Source organism: Parahoeflea olei, assembly GCF_001703635.1.
In the GTDB taxonomy this organism is placed as follows: Bacteria; Pseudomonadota; Alphaproteobacteria; order Rhizobiales; family Rhizobiaceae; genus Hoeflea; species Hoeflea olei.
The window spans coordinates 18,978-43,077 of record NZ_LQZT01000042.1 but is presented as its reverse complement, the minus strand read 5'-3'; the positions used below and the strand labels follow the sequence as shown (position 1 = coordinate 43,077).

At 64.8% G+C, this 24,100-nt stretch carries 22 protein-coding genes; 17 read left to right on the top strand and 5 right to left on the bottom strand.

All coding sequences use genetic code 11. The features are described from left to right. The first annotated feature begins 2 nt into the window (after nucleotides 1–2). From AWJ14_RS16900 to AWJ14_RS16850, 11 genes are all read left to right on the top strand, one after another. On the top strand, nucleotides 3–1,055 hold the full coding sequence (locus AWJ14_RS16900) for a flagellar hook-associated family protein (protein ID WP_066181887.1): 1,053 nt from the start codon (nucleotides 3–5) through the stop codon (nucleotides 1,053–1,055). Between the two features lie 52 nt (nucleotides 1,056–1,107). Then, on the top strand, nucleotides 1,108–1,455 hold the full coding sequence (flaF, locus tag AWJ14_RS16895; RefSeq protein WP_066181884.1) for a flagellar biosynthesis regulator FlaF: 348 nt from the start codon (nucleotides 1,108–1,110) through the stop codon (nucleotides 1,453–1,455). Next, nucleotides 1,452–1,901, top strand: coding sequence for a flagellar biosynthesis repressor FlbT (flbT, locus tag AWJ14_RS16890; protein ID WP_066181881.1), 450 nt, complete (start codon nucleotides 1,452–1,454; stop codon nucleotides 1,899–1,901). The genes flaF and flbT overlap by 4 nt, the downstream gene beginning before the upstream one ends. After that, nucleotides 1,892–2,293, top strand: coding sequence for a flagellar hook assembly protein FlgD (flgD, locus tag AWJ14_RS16885; RefSeq protein WP_066181879.1), 402 nt, complete (start codon nucleotides 1,892–1,894; stop codon nucleotides 2,291–2,293). The genes flbT and flgD overlap by 10 nt, the downstream gene beginning before the upstream one ends. 1 nt (nucleotide 2,294) lies before the next feature. After that, on the top strand, nucleotides 2,295–2,561 hold the full coding sequence (locus AWJ14_RS16880) for a flagellar biosynthetic protein FliQ (RefSeq protein WP_066181877.1): 267 nt from the start codon (nucleotides 2,295–2,297) through the stop codon (nucleotides 2,559–2,561). Between the two features lie 167 nt (nucleotides 2,562–2,728). Next, nucleotides 2,729–4,816, top strand: a complete 2,088-nt coding sequence (gene flhA / locus AWJ14_RS16875) for a flagellar biosynthesis protein FlhA (protein WP_066181874.1) — start codon at nucleotides 2,729–2,731, stop codon at nucleotides 4,814–4,816. Then, nucleotides 4,813–5,568 carry a flagellar biosynthetic protein FliR gene (gene fliR / locus AWJ14_RS16870; protein ID WP_066181872.1) on the top strand — a complete coding sequence of 252 codons (756 nt, stop codon included), beginning with the start codon at nucleotides 4,813–4,815 and terminating at the stop codon, nucleotides 5,566–5,568. The genes flhA and fliR overlap by 4 nt, the downstream gene beginning before the upstream one ends. A gap of 1 nt (nucleotide 5,569) precedes the next feature. Further along, complete coding sequence (locus AWJ14_RS16865; RefSeq protein WP_066181869.1) at nucleotides 5,570–5,977, top strand: hypothetical protein; 408 nt, start codon at nucleotides 5,570–5,572, stop codon at nucleotides 5,975–5,977. A 57-nt stretch (nucleotides 5,978–6,034) separates the two neighbouring features. After that, nucleotides 6,035–6,613, top strand: a complete 579-nt coding sequence (locus AWJ14_RS16860) for a rod-binding protein (protein ID WP_066181865.1) — start codon at nucleotides 6,035–6,037, stop codon at nucleotides 6,611–6,613. Between the two features lie 5 nt (nucleotides 6,614–6,618). After that, nucleotides 6,619–6,990, top strand: coding sequence for a hypothetical protein (locus AWJ14_RS16855; protein ID WP_066181863.1), 372 nt, complete (start codon nucleotides 6,619–6,621; stop codon nucleotides 6,988–6,990). After that, a complete protein-coding gene (locus tag AWJ14_RS16850) occupies nucleotides 6,987–7,532 on the top strand; it encodes a hypothetical protein (RefSeq protein WP_066181861.1) in 546 nt (181 codons plus the stop codon). Before AWJ14_RS16855 ends, AWJ14_RS16850 begins: the two co-directional genes overlap by 4 nt. Nucleotides 7,533–7,569: 37 nt before the next feature. On the opposite strand, the gene AWJ14_RS16845 is transcribed toward AWJ14_RS16850, so the two are convergent. Next, nucleotides 7,570–8,559 carry a glycosyltransferase family 2 protein gene (locus AWJ14_RS16845; RefSeq protein ID WP_066181857.1) on the bottom strand — a complete coding sequence of 330 codons (990 nt, stop codon included), beginning with the start codon at nucleotides 8,557–8,559 and terminating at the stop codon, nucleotides 7,570–7,572. 147 nt (nucleotides 8,560–8,706) lie between these two features. On the opposite strand from AWJ14_RS16845, the gene AWJ14_RS16840 reads away from it, so the two are divergent. From AWJ14_RS16840 to AWJ14_RS16830, 3 genes are all read left to right on the top strand, one after another. Next, nucleotides 8,707–9,879: a glycosyltransferase family 4 protein gene (locus AWJ14_RS16840; RefSeq protein WP_066181854.1), complete on the top strand. Its 1,173-nt coding sequence runs from the start codon at nucleotides 8,707–8,709 to the stop codon at nucleotides 9,877–9,879. Between the two features lie 121 nt (nucleotides 9,880–10,000). Then, nucleotides 10,001–10,786, top strand: coding sequence for a WecB/TagA/CpsF family glycosyltransferase (locus tag AWJ14_RS16835; protein ID WP_139112682.1), 786 nt, complete (start codon nucleotides 10,001–10,003; stop codon nucleotides 10,784–10,786). A 43-nt stretch (nucleotides 10,787–10,829) separates the two neighbouring features. Next, complete coding sequence (locus AWJ14_RS16830; protein ID WP_066181848.1) at nucleotides 10,830–11,708, top strand: DUF6492 family protein; 879 nt, start codon at nucleotides 10,830–10,832, stop codon at nucleotides 11,706–11,708. Between the two features lie 18 nt (nucleotides 11,709–11,726). Here AWJ14_RS16830 and AWJ14_RS16825 read toward each other — a convergent pair whose 3' ends face one another. Continuing rightward, nucleotides 11,727–12,992, bottom strand: coding sequence for a lipopolysaccharide biosynthesis protein (locus AWJ14_RS16825; RefSeq protein WP_066181845.1), 1,266 nt, complete (start codon nucleotides 12,990–12,992; stop codon nucleotides 11,727–11,729). 265 nt (nucleotides 12,993–13,257) lie between these two features. Between AWJ14_RS16825 and AWJ14_RS16820 the strand changes: the two genes are divergently transcribed. Beyond that, entirely contained in the window at nucleotides 13,258–16,212 is a 2,955-nt protein-coding gene (locus AWJ14_RS16820; RefSeq protein ID WP_171904897.1) for a GNVR domain-containing protein, read from the top strand. 203 nt (nucleotides 16,213–16,415) lie between these two features. Continuing rightward, on the top strand, nucleotides 16,416–17,315 hold the full coding sequence (gene folD / locus AWJ14_RS16815) for a bifunctional methylenetetrahydrofolate dehydrogenase/methenyltetrahydrofolate cyclohydrolase FolD (RefSeq protein WP_066181839.1): 900 nt from the start codon (nucleotides 16,416–16,418) through the stop codon (nucleotides 17,313–17,315). A 210-nt stretch (nucleotides 17,316–17,525) separates the two neighbouring features. Here the strand turns inward: folD and AWJ14_RS16810 are convergent, their stop codons facing one another. The 3 genes from AWJ14_RS16810 to AWJ14_RS16800 all read right to left on the bottom strand — a co-directional run bounded on the left by AWJ14_RS16810 (nucleotide 17,526) and on the right by AWJ14_RS16800 (nucleotide 22,206). Beyond that, complete coding sequence (locus tag AWJ14_RS16810) at nucleotides 17,526–19,565, bottom strand: ATP-binding protein (protein ID WP_066181836.1); 2,040 nt, start codon at nucleotides 19,563–19,565, stop codon at nucleotides 17,526–17,528. Between the two features lie 174 nt (nucleotides 19,566–19,739). Further along, nucleotides 19,740–20,999 (bottom strand): 6-phosphofructokinase, encoded by a 1,260-nt coding sequence (locus tag AWJ14_RS16805; RefSeq protein ID WP_066181833.1) that lies wholly within the window; start codon nucleotides 20,997–20,999, stop codon nucleotides 19,740–19,742. A gap of 169 nt (nucleotides 21,000–21,168) precedes the next feature. Then, complete coding sequence (locus tag AWJ14_RS16800) at nucleotides 21,169–22,206, bottom strand: LacI family DNA-binding transcriptional regulator (protein WP_066181830.1); 1,038 nt, start codon at nucleotides 22,204–22,206, stop codon at nucleotides 21,169–21,171. A 369-nt stretch (nucleotides 22,207–22,575) separates the two neighbouring features. Here AWJ14_RS16800 and AWJ14_RS16795 point away from each other — a divergent pair, with 369 nt between their 5' ends. Then, nucleotides 22,576–23,925: an ABC transporter substrate-binding protein gene (locus tag AWJ14_RS16795; protein ID WP_066181823.1), complete on the top strand. Its 1,350-nt coding sequence runs from the start codon at nucleotides 22,576–22,578 to the stop codon at nucleotides 23,923–23,925. Nucleotides 23,926–24,100: the final 175 nt, after the last annotated feature.

Genomic DNA, 24,100 nt, shown 5'->3' with positions numbered 1-24,100 from the left:
TCATGAAAGTCAGTTTCATTTCCACAATGGCACAGCAGAACTCGATGCGGTCGACGGTCGCGCGGGCGCAAAAGGAAATCGACAAGCTCAACAAGGAGATCGTCACCGGTCGCTACGCCGATATCGGCCTGGCGCTCGGAGCGAAAACCTCGAACAGCGTCTCGCTCAACCACGATGTGTCGCGCCTCAAGACGATCCAGGATGCCAATGCGCTTTCCACGCAGCGGCTGTCGGCCTCCCAGTCCGCGCTGGAGCTGATGTCCGACAGTGCCCAGCAGATGATGGAAGCCTTCATCACGGCCAATGGCTCCGACGATTCCAACAACCTGCTGATCGCGCGCCGCGACATCGAATCCTCGCTCGGCTCGTTCACCGTCGCGATCAACACCTCGTCGAACGGCGAATATCTGTTCGCCGGCATCAACACTGGCGTGAAGCCCGTGGAGGAGTATCTCGCCGCCGGGTCGACCCCGAAGGCCTTCTTCGACGCCACGTTCTCTGCCCATTTCGGCTTTGCGCAGGACGATCCGGCTGCCGCGGGCATTACCGTCGCGCAGATGGACGATTTCATCACCAACGTGCTCGAGCCCTCTTTCATGGGCCCCGACTGGAACACCAACTGGTCGAGCGCATCCGACACCAACATGACCAGCCGTATCCTTTCGAACGAGGTCGTGGAATCGAGCGTCAACGCCAACGAGAAGGGGATGCGCTATTTCGCGCTCGCCGCTGTGATCGGCATCGAACTGCTCGGTTCCCCGGTCAGCTCCGAGGTGCGCAACTCGATCAACGCCAAGGCGATCGAATATGCCGGCCAGGCGGTGACCGGCATCGACAACCAGCGCTCCAATCTCGGCGTGGCCGAACACCGCCTGGCCAAGGCCAAGGTGTCGCTGGAATCGCAGGTCAAGATCATCAAGCTGCATCTGGGCGACATCGAGGGCGTGGATGCCTACGAGGCCTCGACCCGGATGGATACCTTGGTTGACCAGGTGGAGTTGTCCTACACGCTCACCGCCCGGATACAACAGCTTAACCTAACGAACTACTTGTAGCTGCGTTCCCCGGTCCGCCGGGATAGAATGGACAAACATGAAGGGTGTCTGAATGTACCAGTTTTCCTATGCGGATGTGCAGGAGGATGGCGTTGCCGAAGCGCGCGAACGCGAACGCGAGGCAATAACCCATTCGATCTCGTTGCTCGAGGCTGCCAAGGCCAGCGGGCTGGAATCCCGCGACGCCACCGAGGCCGTCTATTTCGTCAGCCGCCTCTGGGTCCGGTTCGTGGAAGACCTGGCGTCGCCCGAAAACCAGCTGTCCGAGGAACTGCGCGCCAACCTGATCTCGATCGGCATCTGGATCCTCAAGGAAGCCGAGCGGATCCGCCAGCGCAAGTCGAACAATTTCCAGGGCATCATCGACATCTCACGCATGATCAGGGATGGCTTGAAATGAAAAGTTCACTGCGGATTTCCCTCAAGGCCGGCGAACGCATCTTCATCAACGGCGCCGTGCTGCGCGTCGACCGCAAGGTCGCGCTCGAGTTTCTCAACGACGTGACTTTTCTGCTCGAAAACCACGTGCTCCAGCCGGAGCAGGCGACCACGCCGCTCAAGCAGCTCTATTTCATCGTGCAGATGATGCTGATCAACCCCGAAGGCGCGGAACAGGCCATGGTCATGTTCCGCAAGTCGGTGGTCATGCTGCTGACCTGCTTCAAGAGCGAGGAAGTGCTCGCCGAACTCAAGCACATCGACGGCATGGTCACCCAGGGCCGGGCCTTCGAGGCGCTCAAGGCGATCCGCGCGCTCTATCCCATCGAGGAGCAGATCCTCAATTCGGCGGCGATGCCGGCCGGCACCATCGAACAAATCCGCAGGGAGCTCGCACCATGGTCGTAGTCAGCGGCGTCAACCCGGCAGCCACGGGCAATTCGCAGTCGGAGGCGGCGGCGCGCAAGACGACGCTCGATTACGACACCTTCCTGACGCTGCTCGTCCAGCAGATGAAAAGCCAGGATCCGACCGATCCGATGGATTCGACCGAGCAGATCGCGCAGCTGGCGACCTTCAGCCAGGTCGAGCAGACCATCATCACCAACACCAATCTCGAAAACCTGCTGCAGTCGTCGACCCTCAACCAGGCTGGCTCGATCATCGGGCGCACGCTGACCAATGCGGACGAGAGCATCAGCGGCATCGTCAAGGAGGTCAAGGTCGATTCCGACGGTCTCATCGCGGTGCTCGACAACGGCAAGCAGGTGCACGTCACCGCCGGCGTCACGATCAGCTAGGATGAACGAAGCCGACGCCCTTGATATCGTCCAGACCATGATCTGGACGGTGCTGGTCTGCTCCGGACCGGCCGTGTTCGTGGCCATGTTCGTGGGCGTGGGCATCGCCTTCGTCCAGGCGCTGACTCAGGTCCAGGAAATCACGCTGACCTTCGTGCCGAAAATCGTGGCGATCCTGGTCACGGTGGCGATCTCCGCCCCCTTCGTCGGCGCCCAGATCTCGACGTTCACCAACATCGTCTTCCAGCGCATCGAGTCCGGCTTCTAGTCGGCCGCGCGTCGAGCGCGCACGCGCAAGCGGGCTTTCGCGCCTTTGGGCGAAGTCCTTCCCTCCGCCCCGGCCGCTGCCACCTTCGCGCAAGCTTCACCCCTTAGGGTCGCCGCATCAGGTGCGCCCGCATGATGCCGGCGCCATGCTCCGGAGCTCCGCAAGAAATGGCCAATCCGCAGGCGCTGGCGATCCAGAAGACGAGTTTCCAGGGAAAGGACATGGGCTTTGCCTTCGGCATCGTCGTCATCCTTTCGATCCTGTTCCTGCCGATCCCGGCCTTCCTGATCGACCTCGGGCTCGCCTTTTCCATCGCCTTCTCGGTGCTGATCCTGATGGTGGCGCTGTGGATCAAGCGTCCGCTGGATTTCTCCTCGTTCCCGACCATCCTGCTGATCGCGACGATGATGCGGCTGTCGCTCAACATCGCCACCACGCGCGTGATCCTGTCCGAGGGCCATCTGGGCGCGGAGGCTGCCGGCAAGGTGATCGGCGGCTTCTCGCAAATGGTCATGTCGGGCGATTTCGTCATCGGCATGATCGTGTTCCTGATCCTGGTGACGGTGAACTTCATCGTCATCACCAAGGGCGCGACCCGCATCGCCGAAGTGGGCGCACGCTTCACCCTCGACGCCATCCCCGGCAAGCAGATGGCGATCGACGCCGACCTGTCGGCCGGGATGATCAACGACAAGCAGGCCCATGACCGGCGCCGCGAGCTGGAGATGGAAAGCTCCTTCTTCGGCTCCATGGACGGCGCGTCGAAATTCGTGCGCGGCGATGCCATCGCCGGCCTCCTGATCACCGGCATCAACATGTTCGGCGGCATCATCATCGGCTATGCCCGTCACGGCATGGAAATCGGCGAGGCCGCGGACGTGTTCGTGCGCCTGTCGGTCGGCGACGGTCTCGTCAGCCAGATCCCGGCGCTGATCGTCTCGCTCGCCGCAGGCCTTCTGGTCTCGCGCGGCGGCCAGCTCGGCACCACCGACGAGGCGGTGATCGACCAGCTCGCCGGCTATCCGCGCGCCCTGTTCGCCGCCTCCGGCCTCTTGTTCCTGCTGGCGCTGATGCCCGGCCTTCCCTTCGTCCCCTTCGTCCTGCTCGCCGGCGTCATGGCTTTCGGCAGCTGGGTGATCCCGCGCCAGCGCGACCGCAAGGCCCGTGCAGAGGCGCAGGAAATGCACCGCGCCGAGCAGGAGGAACAGGACAAGGAGAAGGATTCGGTCAAGTCGATCCTCAAGACCGCCGAAATCGAGCTGGTGCTCGGCAAGCAGGTCGCCACCCGGCTGCTGGGCAGCCATGAGGAGCTGGCGTTCCGCGTGGCCAAGATGCGCAAGAAATTCGCCACCCAGTTCGGCTTCGTCGTGCCCGAGATCAAGGTCACCGACGACATCTCGATCAAGGACAAGAGCTACCAGATCCGGATTCATGGCACCACGGTGGCGGCCAACGACCTGCGCGTGGGCGAACTGATGGTGGTTCTGGCCGGCAGCCGCCGCCCGTCGCTGCCCGGCGACGAGATCCGCGAGCCCGCCTTCGGCCTGCCGGCGCTGTCGGTTCCCGAAAACTTCGCCGAGGACTTGAAGCGCGAGGGCTTCCAGCCGATCGACAACATCTCGGTGGTGCTCACCCACCTCTCCGAGGTGATCCGCAACAACCTGCCGCAGCTGCTCTCCTACAAGGACATGAAGATCCTGATCGACCGGCTCGATCCGGAATACCGCAAGCTCGCCGACGAGATCTGCACCTCGCACATGTCCTATTCCGGCTTCCAGGCGGTGCTCAAGCTGCTGCTTGCCGAGCGCGTCTCGATCCGCAACCTGCATCTCATCCTCGAAGCCGTCGCCGAGCTCGCGCCGCATGTGCGCAAGACCGAGCAGATCGTCGAGCATGTGCGTATCCGCATGGCCCAGCAGCTGTGCGGCGACATCGCCCGCAACGGCCAGCTCAATGTCCTGAGGCTCGGCAACCGCTGGGATCTGGCCTTCCACCAGGCCTTGAAGCGCGACCCCAAGGGCGAGGTCATCGAGTTCGACATCGACCCGCGCATGCTCGAGGAGTTCTCCGAGGAAACCACCAAGGTGGTGCGCGAGCACATGGACAAGGGCGTTCCCTTCGTGCTCGTCACCTCGCCCGACTCGCGGCCCTATGTGCGGATGATCGTCGAGCGCATCTTCGCCACGCTGCCGGTCCTGTCCCATGTCGAGATCGCCAAGGGAATCGAGGTCAAGCTCTTGGGCTCCATTTCGTGATCGAGGATCCGGAAGGCACGGTGCTGGCCCTGTTTGCGGCATTCTGCCGGATCGGGGCCTGCATCATGGTGCTTCCCGGATTTTCCAGCTTCCGCGTACCCGTGATGATCCGCCTGTTCATCGCGGTGGCCGTTTCCATGGCACTGCTGCCGGTGATGTGGGACGCGGTCTATCCGCGGGTCCAGGGCGGCGGCGCGTCCTACCTTCTGCTGGTGGGCATCGAGATGCTGATCGGCGTCACCATGGGGCTGATCGCGCGGTACATCGTGATGGCGCTGCAATTTGCCGGCACCGGCATTTCCATGGCGATCGGCTTCAACGCCTCGCCCGGCAGCGGCATCATCGAGATGGAGCCCGAGGGCCACATCACGGCGGTGATCACCTTCACCGCCCTGTTCGTGTTGTTCCTGACCGACTTCCATCACATGGTGATCGCGGCGCTGGTGCGCTCCTACGATTTCATGCCGATGGGCTCGGGCTTCGATCCGCAAATGGCGCTGACGACGTTGGCCGACACGCTGGCCGGCGCCTTCATGCTGGCGCTCCGGCTGGCAAGCCCGTTCCTGGTCTACGGCCTGATCTTCAACCTCTCGATCGGCATGGTCAACAAGCTCTCGCCGCAGATCCCGGTCTACTTCATCTCGATTCCGTTCATCCTGTTCGGCGGCCTGGTGCTGTTCTATTTCGGGTCGCGCTCGTTCTTCACGTTGTTCGTCGCCGGCTTCGAGCCGCTGTATCTGGGATTGCCCTGAGATGTCCGGGTCGCGCGCACAAAAACTCGCCCGGCTGGTCAGGGTCCAGCGCCAGATCGAGCGGATGAGCGAAACCGAACTGTCGCACATCGTGCGCGAGCAGGCGGCGCTGGACGCGAGCCAGGATGCGCTGGTCCAGGCGATCGGCTCGTTCGACCCGGTCCACGCCTCGATGTCGCACCAGTATGCGCTGCGCTTCCAGCGCCTGTCCGCCCAGACCCAGCAGCTCGCGGGCATGAAAGCGGTGCAGGAAAAGCGTGTCCTGATCGAGAAGACCCGGGCCGACCGGCTCGCCGAGCAGGCGTCTGCGGCAGCCGAGGGCGAGGACCGCCTGGCCCAGGACGAGGGCCTGCTCGACCTGCTCGAATCCATGCTCGGCGCATCGCTGCAAGGCACAAGGCCAGCGTAAGCTTCATCTGGGAGAGTGGCCCGGACAACCTCCGTCTCCAGTTTCGCGGTGAAAGCCTTGGCTATTCAGACAGCAACCGATCTCATCCTCGACGTGGTCAATGCCGCCGACCCTGCGGTGGCGCGTAAGACCGAGGCGATGCTTGAGGCGGCTTCCGTCCGCAGGTCGGCGCAGGTCGCGTCGACCCCGGCGTTCGAACGCCAGCTTCTCGCCTCCGCCGATCCGGACGCCGTGGCCTTGCCCTCGCGGCCGGCCGTCGATGGCGACCGCAGCGCGGCCGCCAAATCCTACGAGCGCTTCGAGGCGATGATCCTGCAGAACTTCATCGGCTCGATGCTGCCGCAGGACAGCGAGGAGCTGTACGGCAAGGGCACCGCCGGCGAAATCTGGAAGGGCATGATGGCCGAACAGCTCGCCGCCGTGCTGGCCAAGGGCGGCGGCATCGGGATCGCCGAGCGCATGCTGGCCGACCGGTTCTCGAACCAGACCCGGCCCGAACCGGCCGGCGGCATCGATGCGAATGTGAGCAACCGCGCCGCATCCCTCGTCAACGACATCCAGAAGCGGATTTTCGCCAATATCTCGACCACGGGTGAGCCGGTAGAGCCCACCCCCAACACCCATCTCGGAGCATGACCCCCATGAGCGAAGCGATCTCTCAGGCCCAGCGTATCAACGGCGTTCTGACGCGTCTCGAAGCCGTTCTTGACGCCGAGAACGACGGCATCGGTTCGGATCGGGGCTTCGACCTCAAGCAGTCCAACGCCCTCAAGAGCCGCTGCCTGTATGACCTGACGGTGCTGTTCCGCTCGCTGGCCCCGGCCGATCTCGATGCCGACCAGAAGCAGCTTCTCGCGACCGTCAAGGCCAAGCTCGACCTGAACCAGCTCAAGGCCCGGGCGCATATGGAAGCGGTGCGCGACATCGCCGACATGATCAAGCAGACCGTCACCGCCTCTGAAGCGGACGGAACCTATTCGGCCGACCAGTTCAAGGCCCATCAATTGTCATGATCAAACTGCTGATCACCGGCATCTGGATATGCGCGGTGGCGCTGGCCTCGGTCTATTTCTCGGTCCAGATGGCCAACAAGAAGGAAACCGTCGAGCCGCCGGCGGCCATGTTCGGCGGGCTCGAAACCATCCGCGGCGAAATGGTCTCGATCCCGGTGATCCGGGACGGGGCCGTTCAGGGCTATTTCCTCACCCGGCTCTCCTACACGGTCGATCCGGAGCGGGCGAAGGCGATGAGCGTGCCGTTGCCGGAACTGGCCACCGACGTGCTCTACACCGCGCTTGTCGGCGAGCAGGTGATCGATTTCACCGGCGCGCGCAAGTTCGACCTTGAGGCCTTCAAGACACAGGTCAAGGAAACCCTCAACGCCAAGCTTGGCGAGGAGGTGTTTCACGATGTCCTGGTCGAGCAGATCGATTTCCTGTCGAAAGCCGATATCCGCTCCAACATGCGCCGCGGCAATGTCGAGACGAAGAAGGGCGAGTCGATGGGTCCGGTCGATGGCCCGCCCGCCGAGGACAAGGCCGCGTCCGGCCATTGAGGCCAAATCGCGCGCCGAGCCGCCGGCCCGGCCGCGCTCAGTTGCTTTCAGGGTTGCGGTACTGCTCGTTGACCAGCCCGAATTCCTCCATCAGCCGGCCGAGCGCCACCTGCAGGTGATAGAGCCCGATCACCGCCGAGCCGGTCTTCAGACCGAGCCTCAGCCCGCGCCAGGGAGCCGCCGCCAGCAGCGCCAGCGACTTGGCGAATGTCCGCACCCGGCCCTGCAGCCCGGGCGATTGCCGCTTTTCGAGGATCGACGAGATCGCGCCGTTCCGGAGCGAGCGCGCATTGAGCCAGGAGAATTCGGCCCGCCGCGGCATCAGCGTTTCCATCACCGCCGCCTCCGCGCACCAGGCGAAGGTGAAGCCGCAGATCCGGGCCCTGCGATAGAAATCGCTGTCGCCGCCGCCGATGAAATTGAACGCCGGGTCGAGGAACGGCCGCGGCATCATGTCGAGCACCGCGCGCGCGATCAGCACATTGCCGGAGGAATACAGGATCGGCACCGGGCCGGTCTCGCGGTAATGCGGGGTGAACACCGGATGCCTGCGCCAGCCGTCGAGCGTCTTGTCGGCGAAGACCGGGATCTGCGGTCCGCCGACCAGGTCTGCGCCGGTCTTGCGCGCGGTCGTCATCAGCCCCTCGATCCAGCCCGGCCCGGCGATCTCGTCGTCGTCGATCACGGCGATGTGGGTGAGCCGCGGAAAGCTGGCGAGCGCCTTTTCCCAGCCGGCATTGTAGGCATGGCAGTTGCCGCGCTGGTGCGCGACGATGACGATGCCCTGCACCGGAGAGGTCTTGAACCAGTCGGCCGCGGCTTCCGCGCCCGCAAGCCCTTCGGCGTCATTGTCCATCACGATCACCGCCACTTCGGTGCCGAGGCCCTGGGCCTGGATCGAATCCAGTGTCGAGATCAGGTGGTCGGGCCGCCGGAAGGTCGGCAGCGTCACGGCCACCCGCACCGCTTCCGGTTTCAGTCCGGCAGAGCGCGCATGCTCGGAAACAGGGGCGAGGTCAGGGGTCATTGTCTGGCATCCGCATCGTGAGACCCTGATCCAAGCACACGAATCTGAAGATTGCCTGAAAATCGGATGCGACATTTGAACCGAGGCCTTAATGCGCCTTTCAGGTGGATCGGCTAGATTGCCCCTTCGACTGAACCTGGACCCCGCATGCATTTCGTTTTCGTCTCCTCGCTCGTTCCCGTCCGTGCCCCGGCCTCCGGCTATGACATCGCCAACCGGGTGATCGTCGATGCCGTGCGGCTTGCCGGGCACCGCGTCTCGGTCATCGGCTTCCTGCAGCCCGGGCAGGAGCCCGACATGCCGGAGCAGACCCGCCTGCTCGGGCGGCTCGAAGTCACCAATGCCCGGGTCTCCCGAATGCAGCAGGCGCTGTGGCTGAAGGATGCCTTCGTCCATGGCGAGCCGGTGTCGGTCGCCAAGATGCATGCCGCCAGCCCCGCCGATCTTAGGGCGGCGCTCGAAAGCCTTGGCCCGGTCGACGGGCTGATCCTCAATTCGGTGCAACTGCCGGGCGCGTTTCTGGACCTGTTCAGGCAGTGGCCCTGCCTGTTCGTCGCCCACAATGTCGAGGCCCGCAGCGCCGCGGACAATGCGGCCGGCGCCGCAAGTCCGGTCACACGCTTCCTGTTCCGGCGCGAGGCCCGGTTGCTGGCCGAGCTCGAACGGGAACTCTGCACGCTGGCGCGCCATGTCTTCACCCTGGCCGAGGCCGACCGGGCGGAGCTCGGGGTCGGCGGCGACGACCGCTCGTCCGTGCTGCCGCTCGTCACCTCCATCACGCCGCCGGACGGGCCTGCGCCGCGCGCCGTCACTTGCGACGCCGGCATGATCGGATCCTGGACCTGGGCCGCCAACCGGGCCGGGCTCGATTGGTTCCTGGGCGAGGTGGTGCCGCGGCTGCCCTCCGATTTCTCCATCGCCATCGCCGGCTCCACCGGCGGCGACACGCCGCCTGCGCCCGGCAATGTCTCGTTCCTGGGCCGTGTCGCCGATGCCCGTGCCTTCATCCGCTCCTGCCGCGTGGTGCCGCTGATCTCGCGCACCGGCACCGGCGTGCAGCTCAAGACCATCGAGACCTTCGAAATGGGATTGCCGTCGGTGGCGACCCTCAACGCCTTGCGCGGCATTGCCGCGCCGCCGTCCAACTGCCTCGCCGCCGACGACCCCGATGCCTTTGCCGCGGCGCTGGTCGCGACCGTTGCGCGCTCGCGTGCGGGCGAGGGACTCGATCTCGACGGCCGCGCCTTCCACGCGGCCCAGCTCGCGGGGCTCGGCGAAGCCCTGGCCCGGGGCCTGGCGCGCTGCGGCAAACAGGGTTAACGGATGGTGAACCGGCAGTTTAACTGCATTTTCCGAATGCCGGTGCGGACGCGTTAAGAAACTGGTAACAGCTCTATCTGGACGGGCCAGGGGCGCCCCCTGCAACCGACGGGCGCCTGGAATGGACACACGAGCAATGGAACAGCAGCGGCATCGCGACATTATCGGCATCCAGGTGGCAGCGCTCGGCTGGCGCCAGGCGCTCGACGAGCTCGTTCTCGGTCTCGACGATCCGCAGCCGCAGCGCGTGTTCAACTTCCTCAACGCCAACAACGCCAATCTCGCCATGCGCGATCCGGCCTATCGCGACGTGCTCACGCGCAGCGAAGTGCTGCCGGACGGGGTCGGCGTCGACATCGCCTCGCGTGTGCTGCACGGGCTGTCGTTTCCCGCCAATCTGAACGGCACCGACCTGATCCCCGCATTGCTGGTGCATGCCGAGCGTCCGCTCCAGGTGGCGCTGATCGGGGCGCGGCCCGAAATGCTCGCCGGCGCGCTCGCGAAGTTCCGGGCGCTCACGCCCTGGCACAGCTTCCACGCGGTTGCCGACGGCTATTTCGACAAGGCCGACAGTTCCGCCGTCCTCGCGCGGCTCGCCGAGATCGACCCGGACATCACGCTGGTGGCGATGGGAACCCCGCAGCAGGAGATCTGGATCGACACCCATCTCCGTCCCGGTCACGGCCGGCTGGTCTTCGGCGTCGGCGCGCTGTTCGATTTCGTCTCCGGCGCGGTGCCGCGCGCACCGCTTTCGGTCCGCAACATGCGGCTCGAATGGGTCTGGCGCCTGATCCAGGAGCCGTCGCGGCTGTGGTACCGCTATATTGTCGGCAATCCGGTTTTCCTGTTCCACGTCTTCCGCTACAAGTTTGGCGGGGGGCTGCGCGATCGCCAGGTTCCCGCCTGAGTTTCGCGCACGAGCCATTTCGGTCAAATCCAACGGTGCCCGCATGAAAACAGCCGTCATGACCGCCTCCTATGCCGGCGACTACGACCGCTGCGCGCTGTTGTGCGAAAGCATGGACCGGTTCATGCGCGGCGACTGGCAGCATGTCCTGCTGGTCGAACGTGCCGATGTCGCCCGTTTCCGCGCGCTCGAAGGGCCGCAACGCCGGGTGATCAGCGAGGCCGAGCTGTTGCCCGGCTGGCTCAGGGCGTTTCCCGATCCCTCGAGCCTGGGCCGGCGGCGGATCTGGCTGAGCCCGTTTTCGGCGCCGCTCCGCGGCTGGCACGTGCAGCAGCTGCGCCGGCTCGCGATGGCGCGCCATGTCGAGGCCGATGCGCTGCTGTCGATCGATTCCGACGTGGTGATGGTGCGCCCCTTCGATCCCGCCAGCATGTGGGACGGCAACCGCCTCAGGCTGTTCCGCGTCGACAACGGCGCGCAGAAGACCAGGCTCGGCCATCTCGCCTGGCTCGCCCATGCCGGCCGGCTTCTCGGGCTGCCGCTCCGGCCGGAGCCCGCCCACGACTATATTTCCACCTTCATCGCCTGGCGCACCGACAGCGCGCGCGCGCTGCTCGACCATATCGAGGCGCATACCGGCCGCAACTGGGTGCGGGCGGTGATTTCCTCCCGCGACATTTCCGAATGCATGATCTATGGCCGCTTCGTCGACGAGGTCCTGGGCGGCGCCGGCCACTATCCCGATCCGCGCTCGCTCGCGCATGTGCTGTGGTTCCGCGAAACCTTCCCGCAGACGCCGGAAGGCCTGGCAAGTTTCATGCGCGGTCTGGGGCCCGACCAGGTCGCCGTCGGCGTCCAGTCCTTCGTCGATCATTCGCTCGCGGATATCCGCCGTGCGGCCTTTTCCGTCACGCCCGACTGAGGCGCCGGCGCCAGCCGCTCAGATCGGCCGTTTCTTGATTGACCGGAGCATCCGGTAGGTGATCAGTGCCGACTGGAGATAGAGCACCAGGAAGGCCGCATTGAGCAGGCCGACCCAGACCGGCGTGTCGAACCCGCCGGTGAGCACCGCCGCGAGCAGCACCGCCTTGGACCCGGCCAGCGAGGCCAGCACCAGCATGCGGATGAAGGTGCGGCCGGTCGCATAGAGAAGCTCGGACTGGTATTCGATCAGGTTGCGGAACGCCGGCACCAGCGCCACCAGGATCAGCAGCGGCGCCGCCTCGGCCACATTGGCCCCGAGCGCGTTGGGAAAGATCCACAGGAAGCCCGCCATCGCCAGCAGGCCGGCGGTCGACACCGCCGCCACGGCGGCTTCGAGCAGCACCCTGTTCCGGAGCGAGGTGATCATGCTGGCGCTGCGCATCAGCCGCTGGGTCAGCACCGTGAGGAAGGCGCGCACCGGCAGCGCGGTCAGGTCCACCAGCCGCATGATCATGGCATAGACCCCCGCCGCCGCCGGGCCGCCGAGCGAGAGCACCAGCACCTTGTCGAGTTCGGACTGCACGTAGAACAGCATCTCGGCGCCGGCCACCGACACCGCGTCCGCCCAGCGCCTGAGATAGAGCACCGGCTTCCAGCGCAGCCTGACCCGGGGATAGAAGAACATAACCGCGACGATCGCCGCCAGATCGTTGGCGATGAGGTAATAGGTCGCCCAGACTTCCAGCGATCCCTCGGTCAGCCACGAGAACAGCACCGCCGCCACGGTCTTGAAGGAGGTGGCGATCACCACCAGCACCGAGCCCGCGGTAAAGCGGTTGACGCCGTAGCTGACGATCACCGCGATCTCCATCAGCCGCCAGCACAGCACTTCCGACAGGATGATCTTGCCATAGGTGACGGCGTCCATTTCGCCCGCGAACACCAGCGCATGCACGAGCCAGGCCGCCAGCGCGATCAGCGGGATCGACAGCACCATGCCGCCCAGGAAGCCCGCGGTGTAGGTGCCGAGCAGGCGCGGCTTGACGGTGGCGATCCGGTAGAGCGGCGAGACGAAGCCGAAGGCTAAAAGCCGCGACAGCATGATGCCGCAGGCCGAGGCGGTGGCGAACAGCCCGAACGCGCTGATCGACAGCGTGTTGGCGATGGCGATGAAATACACCAGCGAAATCACCAGCCGCCCCGCCGATCCGCCCACCATGGACAGATAGGCGCGGATCGAGCCGCTGTGATCGCGGGTGAAATTCTTCAGGCGAGCGCGCATGTACACCGTGTCAGGAGTGGATCGCGGCGGTCCGCGATCCCCGTTTCAGTCCTCACGTCATACTCTCAATGTGTTAACCCGGCGTTTGATCGCCGCGACGGCTGGAGCAGCCGGGGTTTCGCAGGCTTGCCCGGGGGAGGGGAATTGCCGGAATAATTTGCCGGATCGGGCACTGGCCGTCCGAAATTAACGATTTGTTACCCATGAATTAATAGCTTGCTTCGGGAAAGTTGCTAACGCGCCAGCAAGGATGGCCAATCCGGATATGAGCGATTCCACCAAAGACCGCAGGCCTCCCGCCCGCCGGGGTTCGCTGCTCGACCATGCCGGCGAGGATTCCGCCGCGCCGGCCGGTGCGCCTGACGGTCCGGGCATGCGCGCGCCCGCGTCCGGCGGTGCATCCGGCGTCCGCCGTCCCGCGCCCTCGCTCCTGTCCACGCCGCCGGCGCGCAGCCCGCGGCTCTCCACCGCCGACTATGTTCCCCAGCGCCCCGCCGCATCCGATCGGCCCGCGGTCGCATCGCCCGGGCCTGCCGCCGCCCCGCGCCCGTCCCCGGAACCGGCCTCTGAAGCGCGGAACGAACCGGGCAATCGGCCCGGCCCCGCAGCGCAGGACCTGCGGTTCGGCGACCGGATCGCGCGCCTGATCGGCGCCGTGCCGCCGCGCGGCCGGGAGCCTGCCGGCGAACCGTCCCCGGAACCTTTGGCCGCCCGGGCCGAGGCGCCAGCACCCCCGCCAGTACCCCCGGCCCCCGAGCATCGCCCGCAATCCGCCGGGACCGTCTCCTCCTGGGACGGCGATGACCCCGCGGCGCCCCGCTACGACCGGCGCCGGCAAGAGCCTTACCGTTGGTCCGCGCCGGCGGGCGGCGATGCCGAGCGTCCCTTGCTCGACGCCTCGATCCTGGTGCAGGCGGTGGTTCGCTACCGCAAGCACATCGCCGCCGCCGCGATCCTCGGCGCCGTTCTCGGCGTGGCGGTCGCGCTGTCGACGCCGCACCGCTATTATGCCGAAAGCCGGCTGTTCATCGATCCGCGCGAGGTCCGCGTCACCGAGGACGACATCCGCAATCAGCAGCTGTCCACCGAGGCGATGCTCGCCATCACCGACAGCCAGCTGCAAATCCTGTCCTCGACCAGCGTGCTCGAAAAGGTCGTCACCGATCTGGGTCTGGAGCGCGATCCGGAGTTCAACGGCTCCCTGTCCAAAGGCGGGATTTCCGGCGGCATCGCGCTGATCAAGGAACTGGTCACGGGTGCGGGCGGCCCCCCGGAGTCCGAGCAGAAGGCGCTCGAGAAGCTGCGCGATTCGCTCAGCGTCTCCCGTGACGCCAAGACCTTCGTCATCATCGTCGGCGTCACCTCGCGCGACGCCGACAAGTCGGCGCTGATCGCCAACCGGATCGTCGAGACCTATCTCGATTCCGAAGGCCGGGCGCAGTCGAACCTGCTCGAGCGCACCTCGGTCTCGATCGACAACCGGCTCAACGCGCTGCGCGCCGATCTCGACGCCGCCGAGCGCGCGGTGGAAAAGTTCAAGGCCGAAAACGGCCTGGTCGGCGTCGGCGGCCAGTATATCGACGACAAGGTGATCCTGGCGCTGAGCGACCAGCTCGCCAATGCCCGGGCCATGAAGGTCGGCATCCGGGTCAAGGCCAACAACCTCGCCAAGGTCAATATCGACGACGTGCTCTCCGGCGCCTTTCCGGAGGAGCTGCTGTCGACCAACCTGACCGAGCTGCGCAAACAATACACCGAGACCAAGGCGAGCGCGGATTCGCTCGCCACCGGGCTCGGGCCGCGGCATCCGCGCTATATCGCCGCCAAATCCTCGCTCGACACCATCCGCAACGAAATCAGCGCCGAACTGCGCCGCATCGTCGCCAGCTCGCAGACCGAGCTGCAGCGCGCGGTGGAGACCGAGCAGGAACTGGCAAGCCAGATGGCGGTGGCGAAAAGCCGGGCCATGGACCAGTCGGTCGAATTCGTCACGCTGCGCGAACTCGAGCGCAAGGCCGCCGCCACCCGCGGCATCTACGAGGCCTTTCTCAGCCGCTCGCGCGAGACCTCCGAGCGCTCGAACCTCTCCACCCGCAACATCCGCGTGATCTCGCCGGCCGAACCCGCGCTGCAGCCGATGGGGCCGTCGCGCAAGCTGATTGCCATCGGCGGGCTGTTTGCCGGCCTGTTCGCGGGCATCGGCCTGGCGCTGCTGGCCGGCGCCTTCGAGAGCATCCGCGCCTACAATGCCGGCTCCGTTCGCGCCCGCTTCCAGGCGCGCCCCTTCGAGGACTATCCGGTCGACCCCGATCCCGGCCCGCGCCCGCCGTCGGGCGGTCCGTCCCGCAACAGCCACGCCGAGAACACCCGGGCATCCGTCACGGAGTTCGACCGCGCCGCCGATCAGGCCACCGCGCCCGCCTTCGCCGCGCCGCGCGCGCAGGAACATTCAGCTGCTGCCGTTCAAACCCGGCCGGAGTCCGCCGCCTCGGACATCGCGCCTGTCCCGGCCGCCGCAACGCAGACCATGCCCCCGCCGGGCTGGTCCTCCGTTGCGGCGGCGGGTCTGCATGCCGCCGCCCCTGAGCACGCCGCGCCCGCGCCGCATGCCGCGCCCGGGTTTGCCGCACCCCGCTATGCCGGATCTACCCATGGCGACCACGGCCATGGGGGCGCCCCGGCGTATCCGGCAGAGCCCGCGCCCTGGCCGCAGGCCGCCGCGCCGGGTTACGCAGAGCCGCCGCTGTCTGCGTCGCAGACATGGCCCGCCGCCGCCCCGGCGCATCCGTCTTATCCGCCGGCCCCTTACCCGCCGGCGGCGCCCGCTCAGCCCTATGGCACGTCCGCCGGTTATGCGGCCGGCTGGGGTCAGGCCCCGGTGCCGCCGCGGGCGCAGCCCGGCTTCGCGGCGGACGGCGATCCGGCACCGTCCCACGGGTCGGCCGAAACCTGGCGCACGCCCCCCGCGGCCTTTGCCGCATCCGGCTTTACAGCGCCCGGCTTCCGCACGCCCCATGGCGTGGCGCCGGTCCCCGGCCTTGCCCCGGCCCATGCGCCCGCCGGCCCCAGCTTCGCACCCGCCGGCCCCGGTTTCGCGCCGGCGCCCTCCTTTGCCCGCACGCTGCCGGTGCGCGGGGAGGCGGTCGACCGCATCCGTCGCGACATGGATGCCTTGCGCGCGCGCATCGCCGGCTACGGCGCGTCGCGCCGCCGCGGCTGAGCATCATCCCGGGTTGTTTTTTGACACCGAAGGACGCAAAGAGGCTATCGGGCCCGGCGTCAGGTTTCGTAGTGTCCGCCGCGGCGGGCCGACGTGCCGCGTGCGGCCCGGGCGGAACCACGCATAGCGGGTCCGCGGACGAAAACGGGGGCCGGAATCAGGACCCTCGGCAGAGGCAGCTTGCGGACCGGGAAGGATCAGACATGGCGAGCGTAATCGACGGCAAGGCCGTTTCGGCGGATGTGATCGCGCAGGTGACGGCGGCCAGTGCGGCGCTCGAGGCGCAGACCGGGGCGCGGCCGGGGCTTGCGGTGGTGATCGTCGGCGACGATCCGGCCTCCCATGTCTATGTCTCGTCGAAAAGCCGCATGGCCAAGCAGTGCGGCTTCAAGTCGGTGCAGCACACGCTGCCCGCCGAAACCTCGCAGGCCGATCTCGAGGCGCTGGTGGCCACCTTGAACGACGATCCCGAAATCCACGGCATCCTCGTGCAATTGCCGCTGCCCACCCATCTCGACAGCGACGCCGTGATCCAGTCGATCCGGCCGGAAAAGGATGTCGACGGCCTGCATGTCGTCAATGCCGGAAAGCTGATGACCGGCGATCTCGAGGGCGGGCTCATCTCCTGCACCCCCGCCGGCGCCATGCTGTTCGTGCGCCAGACCCACGGCCCCGATCTGTCGGGCCTCAACGCCGTGGTGATCGGCCGCTCCAACCTGTTCGGCAAGCCGATGGCAGCGCTTCTGCTCGCCGCCAACGCCACCGTGACCACCGCGCATTCGCGCACCAAGGATCTCCCCGCCGTCTGCCGCAACGCCGACATCCTGGTCGCCGCCGTCGGCCGCCCGCAGATGGTCAAGGCGGACTGGGTCAAGCCCGGCGCTACCGTCATCGACGTCGGCATCAACCGCATCGACGCCCCCGAACGTGGGCCAGGCAAGACCCGCCTCGTCGGCGACGTCGCCTTCGCCGAATGCGCGGACGTGGCCTCCACCATCACCCCCGTCCCCGGCGGGGTGGGCCCCATGACCATCGCCATGCTGATGGCCAACACCGTGATCGCCGCGATGCGGGCGCACGGGCTGAAACCGCCGAGTTTTTGAGGGGGTGGGGGGACGGGGACCAACCATCTTGGGTTGATGTCCGTTCTACCCCCACCTTTCTGTCTCAAACGATTATCAGACGGTCATTCAAAGCGGACGTCGGCAGTTACTTGTTTGGGTAGGGAGACGAATGCAGCGATATAGCAAAGTTTCCTAATATTTATTGTTAGATCTTTCGATTGCATATGTTCAGGAAATATTAATTCGCAATTACTCCGGGATGAGACCCGGAACCTTCTGAAGCCGCGTCTTCATCCAGGAATAGCTATTTTGAAAATCATCGAAATCCTTTGTGCTGACTGGCTTGGTATGAGCTTCGTACCGTCGGGCAATGTTGATTGTGTCGAGATTCATCTCGAATCGGTCAGATTTTGAACCAAAGTAAGCAGAAAAATTGTCCCAGTTCTTGATAAAAACAATCTTCAAGTCGCTCAAATAAAGTTCGCTGACCGCGTCCTTTGGTAATCTTCCGACGAAAAGCTGCGCCCTGTCGCCGTTGCTTTTTGGTAAAGCACCGCTGATCGCGCTTGCTACCTTTGCTTCATCGAATGCGAATCGATACTCCAAAACAGTTATTAGTAGCTTACGTAGCGCATACTCAACCTCAGTTCTGCGTTCAAAAAGCGCAGCGAGATCGGCGATATTCGGCTCCTCCGGCAGGTATTCTAAGGGAAGGTCGCCACGAGTGAACGGCGAAATCGCCTTCTTATACTCTAATCCCGAATTGACGAGGAAATTTCGAAGCTCCTTGATGGCGAATGAGCCATTGTCAGCTTCCAGCAAACCATAGCGCGCGAACCGCGATGCCTTCTCAGGCTCGGCAGCCAAAAATTCTTGGACGAACATTGTATCGCCGTCCGCGAGGAGGCAAAGTAAGTCATATTCTTCTGGGTACCACCACACTAGGGACAGAAGTATATCTTTGATCGGCTGAGCTATTCGGACGGCAATCTTGTCATGGGCGGATTCGAAATTGGACTTAGAGACCTTGATCTTCTTATCTACCGGTAGTTCGCCAAGCGAACGCAGAACCTCGCTGCATGCGAGGCGTATCAAATACGGATGTCCACCGTATTCTGCGTTCAGTAGATCAAAGCAGTCCTCGTCAAGCGCTGCACCGGAATATTTTGCGATTGCCCGAACCATCTCGCGAACACTGAGACGAGTTAGCGGGTCTAGGTAAAATGGAATCGCCAACTGGAAGATCGGATTGGGAATCTGATCAAAATGCGATTGCTCCACGCTAGATGGGTTCACGCCAGCCACGCAGAAGGTAAGAAAACCTTTCGTCTCCTGCGATGCGGATCGGATCGTTTGCCACAAGGGCAGGTGGTCGCTGTCCCAATGCTGGCCGAGATGATTGGCGATAGCAGGTGTAATGAACTCAACCTCGTCTAAGAGCAGTACGATCTGCCCCACCGTAGACTTGTTTTGTATCCACTTCACCGTTCGGATAAATGAGTTCGCTGCGCCGCTCGCATCAAATGAGAATTCCGTGGGTGCTGGGCACCCGGTCTTCTCCGCGGCCTCTAGCATTCGACGGCAGAGCTCCTCAAGTACCGCCCACCAACGGCTACCGTAGATGCCGGGACTTTGGCAGTCTACGTATTCGGCAATAGCGCCTTTCTCGGAAATCCGTCGCTGGACCGCAAACAATACGGACGTCTTGCCAGTCTTACGAAGTCCGAAAAGTCCGGATTGCTCCTTACGGATCAGCGCTCGCTGCACCAGTTCTTGGACTATCGCGTCCCGACCATAAAAGTATTTGTCATGCTTGATCGGCGAAGACATCCCGAAGAGATCAAAGCGACCAATCGTTGCGGCCATCCTTAATCGGATGAGGAAAGTCTGTGCGCCCCTGTTTTTAAGTTCTGTCGCTGACAGGGGGACGATTACCCAGTCTTTGCTCTGTGCTGCCAAACCCTCGATCGACGCCTTGTCTCCCTCGTAGACGACTAGTGCAACAACGTTTTCCACGCGGTGTCGAAACTCGGGTGCACGAGAAATGTTCTCAAGTGCCGTCAGCAGGCGTGCATCAGCCCGCGCATGAGGTGAATAAACCGCAATAACTTCGCGCTGAAGGCCAAATCTCTCGGCCGCAAACGGCTTGGGTTGGCAAAGCCAGAATGCTTGCCCGAACTGGTAAGAGCCGTATGTAACATCAAATACCTCATCGAGCGCTGCCGCGAGTGGCTCTTGCTCCCGGTGGGTCCGAAAGAACGCGTTCAGTGCATCCTCTCTAATTGCCATGGTATCTCCTCCCCAAGTCGTTCGCTACTTTTATTGCTATGTGAAGCCAATATACATAAGATCGTCAAGTATTGGTGTAAGGCAACTTTTCTAAAGGGGCAGATTAAAAGCCTCCAGACAACAAGCGACCGTTTAGAAATTCATCTCCGCTGCACGCACAGAACCCCGCCCCCCTCATCCCCCCGCCAATATCTTCGCCACCTTGTTCGGCCTCAGCCGATGCGCGTCCGGCATGCCCTTGCCCAAGAGCGGCCTGAGATAGAGCCGGAATTCGTCGGTCACGTCGTGGCCGGAGGGGGCGATGAAGGCGTCGGGCATGGTGCGGGTCTTGCCGGCGACCATTTCCAGCGGCACCAGTTCGTAGTCGACCGAATAGTGCCCGGTGCGTTTGATCGTGACCGAGCCGTCGCGGTCGCCGAACATGCCGTATTGCACGGCCTTTTCGCCCACCTCGCGGGCCTCGTTCTGGTCGACGTCGGAGACGCAGCCGATGAAGCTTCGCTGCATGTAGCCGAGCGTGTCGCCGCGCACGCGGGTGATCTTGAGCGCGTCCTTGACCTTCTGCGTGAGCAGGTCGGCGAGCGCGCCCGAGCCCGACAGCTGCACATTGCCATGCGCGTCGCGTTCCACTTCCCTGGCGAGCCGGGAGATGATCGGCTGGCCCGAGGCGTCGTGGATGCCTTCGCTGACGGCCACGACGCAGCGCCCGTGCCGCTCGTAGACCTGCTTGACGTCGCTCAGGAACCGGTCGATCTCGAACACCCGCTCGGGCATGTAGATCAGATGCGGCCCGTCGTCCGAAAATTTCTTGCCGAGCGCGGAGGCCGCGGTCAGGAACCCCGCATGCCGCCCCATGACCACGCCGATATAGATGCCGGGCAGCGCCGCATTGTCGAGATTGATGCCCATGAAGGCCTGCGCCACATAGCGCGCGGCGGAGGGAAAGCCCGGCGTGTGGTCGTTCTCGACGAGATCGTTGTCGATGGTCTTGGGGATATGGATGCAGCGCAGGTTGTAGTTCGCCTTGCGCGCCTCGTCGTTGACGATCCGCACCGTGTCCGAGGAATCGTTGCCGCCGGTGTAGAAGAAATAGCCGATCTCGTGGGCGCGCAGCACCTTGAAGATCTCCTGGCAGTATTTCAGGTCCGGCTTGTCGCGGGTGGAGCCGAGCGCGGAGGAGGGCGTGTTGGCGACCATTTCCAGGTTGTGCGTGGTCTCCTGGGTCAGGTCGTAGAAATCCTCGTCGACGATGCCGCGCACGCCGTGCACCGCGCCATAGATCAGCTCGACCGCGCGGAACTTGCGCGATTCCAGAACCGCACCCACCATCGACTGGTTGATGACCGCCGTCGGACCGCCCCCCTGGGCGACCAGTACCTTGCCGTGAAACACCGAACTCTCCTTCTTCGCGCAGGCGCCGACAGCGCCGCGCATCCGACCGGATGCGACAACGACGCCGTCAAACCTTCAATCCATGCCTGTCGCGTTGCCCCGAATGCATGTGAACGCGACAGCTCCTAGACTGGCACCGATCGGGGCCTGCGAACAAGCGTTTAATCGCGCCTGCGCGCTTTGCGCCCGCGCAGGGGCGCGGCGCGCGCCGCTAGCCCGCCCGTGGCGCAGGCCCGGTCGAGGCGCGCACCACCAGCTCCACCGGCCAGATTTCCCCGAGCGGGGCTTTCTCCTCGCCGGTGATGATGTTGACCAGCCGCTCGCAGATGCGCGCGCCCGCCGCGCGGATCGACGAGCGGGTGGTCGTCAGCGGCACCGTGAAGCTGTCGGGCTTGAGGAACGGAAACACGTCGTCATGGCTGATGACCGACACGTCCCGCGGCATTTTCAGCCCCAGCTGGTCGAGGGCGCGCACGATCCCGAGCGTGGTGAACATCGAGGCGCTGAGCACCGCCGTGGGCCGGGTGGCAGGATCGGCGTCGCGGAACAGCGCCATCGCCAGCCGGTAGCCGTTGCCCTCGGTCATCGCCGCGGCATGGTGGCGAAGCGCGGCGTCCGGCAGGCCGTGGCCGGCCATCGCCCGCTTGACGCCGTCGAGCCGGTGCACGGCGAAGGTGAAGTCGGTGTCGCCGTTGACGAAGGCGAGCCGCCGGTGCCCCAATTGCAGCAGCAGCTGGGCCGCGTCGAAAAACGCACCCTCGTTGTCGATGTCGACGAAGCCGTAGCCGGCCGCGGGATCGAGCGCGCGGCCATGGGCGATGAAGGGCAGGCCGAGCTCGCGCACCAGCGCGATGCGCTGCTCGTCATTGCGCATCGACGACAGGTAGACGCCGTCAACCGAGCGGCTGGCGGCGATGCGGCGATAGGCCTCCTGTTCGCGCTCGCGCGGCGCGGGCGTGAGCGACAGGTCGACCTCGCGCATCAGCGCATGTTCGCCCAGCCCCGCCAGGAACTCGACGAAATGCGGATCGAGATCGACATTGCGCCCCACCGGCAACACGTATCCGATCGCCCCGGCCCGGCCGGTGGCCAGCTTGCGGGCATTGGAATTGGCCTTGTAGCCATGGCGCTGCGCCGCCTCCAGCACCCGCCGGCGCGTCTCGGCGGAGACTTCCGGATAGCCGTTGAGCGCGCGCGACACCGTGGTCTGCGACAAATGGAGAAGCTCTGACAACTGTTTCAGGTTCACGGGCAGGCGGATCCGGTCGAGTTCAAAGCGCTTTGGAAAACCGGTCGGCCGTGGCGTGTCCGCCGGTCTCCTGGGGCTGTCATCTAATCGCACCTTGGCGCGCAAACCTAGCCCTGCAGACCGTTTTCGCGATGCAAAACAATGCTGCGCCGCGGCGCGGCCGCGCCATCACGCCGCACCCGGACAAGGCCCGGATTTGCACGGCAAACGGGTTGAATTCCCGACGCGGGGCCAACTTAAAGCTTGACTTGGCCATGGCTGTCGTAATCCTCTGAAGCCAAGCCAAAGCGCTTTGACTTTTCTGCGGCTTGGCTCGGAAAACCTATTCTGCTCTACTAGAAGGCCAGGTCTGGCCGGGAGGAAGATAAGATGAAGAAGTTGTTTCTGATGAGCGCGGCCGCGGCTGCGCTGGCGCTGGGCTCGGCCCATGCCGCCGATCTCAAATTCGCGCCGGGCGAGGGCGCCTTCAACTGGGACAGCTACGAGGCGCTCAAGGAGACCCGGCTCGACGGCGAGGAGGTCACGGTGTTCGGCCCCTGGCTCGGACCCGACCAGGCTTTCGCCGAATCGGTGCTCGCCTATTTCGCCGAAGCCACCGGCGCCAACGTCAAATATGTGGGCTCCGACAGCTTCGAGCAGCAGATCGTGATCGACGCGGAAGCGGGCTCGGCGCCCAATATCGCGGTCTTCCCGCAGCCGGGCCTCGCCTCCGACATGGCCAGCCGCGGCTTCCTCACGCCGCTGCCGGACGGCACCGCCGACTGGGTCAAGGACAATTATGCCGCCGGCCAGTCCTGGGTCGATCTCGGCACCTACAAGGGCAAGGACGGCGAGGACCACCTCTACGGCTTCTTCTACAAGGTCGATGTGAAGTCGCTGGTCTGGTACATTCCCGAAAACTTCGAGGACGCGGGCTATGAGATCCCCCAGACCATGGAAGAGCTGAAGGCGCTGACCGAGAAGATCGTCGCCGACGGCGGCACGCCCTGGTGCATCGGGCTCGGTTCGGGCGGCGCCACCGGCTGGCCCGCCACCGACTGGGTCGAGGACATGATGCTGCGCACCCAGGCGCCCGACGTCTATGACAAGTGGGTCACCAACGAAGTCAAGTTCACCGATCCCGCCGTGATCGGCGCCATCGAGGAATTCGGCTGGTTCGCCCGCAACGACGATTTCGTCGCCGGCGGCGCCAACACGGTCGCCACCACCGACTTCCGCGACAGCCCCAAGGGCCTGTTCTCCTCGCCGCCGCAGTGCTACCTGCACCACCAGGCCTCGTTCATCCCCGCCTTCTTCCCCGAAGGCACCCAGGTCGGCGTCGATGCGGACTTCTTCTACATGCCCGCCTATGAGAGCAAGGATCTCGGCAAGCCGGTGCTCGGTGCCGGCACGCTCTGGGCCATCACCAAGGACAGCCCCGGCGCCCGCGCGCTGATCGAGTTCCTCAAGAGCCCGATCGCGCACGAGGTGTGGATGGCGCAGAAGGGCTTCCTGACGCCCTACAAGGCCGTCAACACCGAGGTGTTCAGCGATCCGACGCTCAAGAAGATGAACGACGTCCTGCTCGGCGCCACCACCTTCCGCTTCGACGGGTCCGACCTGATGCCCGGCGGCGTCGGCGCCGGCTCGTTCTGGACCGGCATGGTCGATTATGTCGGCGGCAAGTCGGCCGAGGACGTGGCCCAGTCGATCCAGAACTCCTGGGACGCGCTGAAGTAAGCCACTCCAGTTCGATCGAGGAAGACCCCGGCACCAGGCCGGGGTTTTCCGCCTCTATCGCCTTTTTGGGAGGAAAGGATGCATCCGGCACTTCAGGGTCTCATCACCATCATTGTCGGCGTCGGCGGATGCGTGGGCTATTTCTACCTTTCCAACCAGTTCCTCGACAGGGTTC

Bases quoted from the DNA above. Each gene is read 5' to 3' on its own strand.
- AWJ14_RS16900 (WP_066181887.1), top strand. From the start codon at position 3: ATGAAAGTCAGTTTCATTTCCACAATGGCACAGCAGAACTCGATGCGG.
- flaF (WP_066181884.1), top strand. From the start codon at position 1,108: ATGTACCAGTTTTCCTATGCGGATGTGCAGGAGGATGGCGTTGCCGAA.
- flbT (WP_066181881.1), top strand. From the start codon at position 1,452: ATGAAAAGTTCACTGCGGATTTCCCTCAAGGCCGGCGAACGCATCTTC.
- flgD (WP_066181879.1), top strand. From the start codon at position 1,892: ATGGTCGTAGTCAGCGGCGTCAACCCGGCAGCCACGGGCAATTCGCAG.
- AWJ14_RS16880 (WP_066181877.1), top strand. From the start codon at position 2,295: ATGAACGAAGCCGACGCCCTTGATATCGTCCAGACCATGATCTGGACG.
- flhA (WP_066181874.1), top strand. From the start codon at position 2,729: ATGGCCAATCCGCAGGCGCTGGCGATCCAGAAGACGAGTTTCCAGGGA.
- AWJ14_RS16865 (WP_066181869.1), top strand. From the start codon at position 5,570: ATGTCCGGGTCGCGCGCACAAAAACTCGCCCGGCTGGTCAGGGTCCAG.
- AWJ14_RS16855 (WP_066181863.1), top strand. From the start codon at position 6,619: ATGAGCGAAGCGATCTCTCAGGCCCAGCGTATCAACGGCGTTCTGACG.
- AWJ14_RS16850 (WP_066181861.1), top strand. From the start codon at position 6,987: ATGATCAAACTGCTGATCACCGGCATCTGGATATGCGCGGTGGCGCTG.
- AWJ14_RS16845 (WP_066181857.1), bottom strand. From the start codon at position 8,559: ATGACCCCTGACCTCGCCCCTGTTTCCGAGCATGCGCGCTCTGCCGGA.
- AWJ14_RS16840 (WP_066181854.1), top strand. From the start codon at position 8,707: ATGCATTTCGTTTTCGTCTCCTCGCTCGTTCCCGTCCGTGCCCCGGCC.
- AWJ14_RS16835 (WP_139112682.1), top strand. From the start codon at position 10,001: ATGGACACACGAGCAATGGAACAGCAGCGGCATCGCGACATTATCGGC.
- AWJ14_RS16830 (WP_066181848.1), top strand. From the start codon at position 10,830: ATGAAAACAGCCGTCATGACCGCCTCCTATGCCGGCGACTACGACCGC.
- AWJ14_RS16825 (WP_066181845.1), bottom strand. From the start codon at position 12,992: ATGCGCGCTCGCCTGAAGAATTTCACCCGCGATCACAGCGGCTCGATC.
- AWJ14_RS16820 (WP_171904897.1), top strand. From the start codon at position 13,258: ATGAGCGATTCCACCAAAGACCGCAGGCCTCCCGCCCGCCGGGGTTCG.
- folD (WP_066181839.1), top strand. From the start codon at position 16,416: ATGGCGAGCGTAATCGACGGCAAGGCCGTTTCGGCGGATGTGATCGCG.
- AWJ14_RS16810 (WP_066181836.1), bottom strand. From the start codon at position 19,565: ATGGCAATTAGAGAGGATGCACTGAACGCGTTCTTTCGGACCCACCGG.
- AWJ14_RS16805 (WP_066181833.1), bottom strand. From the start codon at position 20,999: ATGCGCGGCGCTGTCGGCGCCTGCGCGAAGAAGGAGAGTTCGGTGTTT.
- AWJ14_RS16795 (WP_066181823.1), top strand. From the start codon at position 22,576: ATGAAGAAGTTGTTTCTGATGAGCGCGGCCGCGGCTGCGCTGGCGCTG.